We start from the raw sequence: 956 nt of genomic DNA on the forward strand, positions 1-956 counted from the left end.
GGGGCGGGCCTGCGTGCTGAGCAGCTCGGGCAGCAGGGCCGCCCAGTCGCGCTCGGTGGCGCTGAGCAGCTCCAGGCCGTAGTCGTTGACCGCGATCGAGAAGGTGCCCGCCTCGCCCTGCGCCGCGCGCCAGGCGAACAGGCTGGCCAGGCCGGTGTGTGCATGCCGCCCGGCGAAAGGGTAGAGAAACAGGTGCCAGCCTTCGCGCGTGCGCAGGGTTTCGGCCAGCAGCGTGCCGGGCGTGGGCAGGGCCGACCAGCGCTGCTGCACCTCCAGCAGCGGGCGCACGCTTTTCAGCTCGGGCGAGCGGTAGTCGCCGTCCGCCGCCAATGCGAGCTGGCGCACCACGAAGTCGGCCAGCACGGTGGACAAGGGCATGCGCGATCCCGCCCAGCGCGGCACGGTGGGGCGGCCGCGCGCGGCGCGGCGCACGTAGGCGGTCATGTCCTCGATCCTGACCATCTCCAGCACCTGGCCCGCGAACACGAAGCAGTCGCCGGCCGACAGGCGCGAGAGAAAGCTCTCTTCCATGGTGCCCAGGCGCGCGCCGTGCAGCACCTGCACCACCATGCTGGCATCGCTCACGATGGTGCCGATGTTGGCGCGGTGGCGCCGCGCCAGGCGCGCATCGGGCATGCGCCACACGCCGCCCTCATCGGGCACCACGCGCTGGTAGTCCGGGTAGACGGCCAGCGACGGCCCGCCCCGGTGCACGAAATCCAGGCACCACTGCCACACGGCGCGCGGCAGGTCGGCATAGGCCGCCGTGCGGCGCACCTCGGCATAGAGCGCCTCGGGCTCGAAGCCGCCGCCCAGGGCGACGGTGACCAGGTGCTGCACCAGCACGTCCACGGGGCGGCGCGGGCTGGCGCGCATCTCCACCTGGCCCGCCTGCACCGCGGCGCGGGGCGGCGGCGGCCTCGACCAACTCCAGGCTGTGGGTGGGCACCAGCGTG

Annotated in this window: 1 pseudogene; it reads right to left on the bottom strand. The window is 73.7% G+C overall.

What is annotated here, in order from left to right:
- Positions 1–956, bottom strand: a pseudogene (locus AC27IQ_RS25725) (DEAD/DEAH box helicase family protein); the annotation flags it as partial.

Source organism: Acidovorax sp. KPB24-07, from assembly GCF_057543315.1.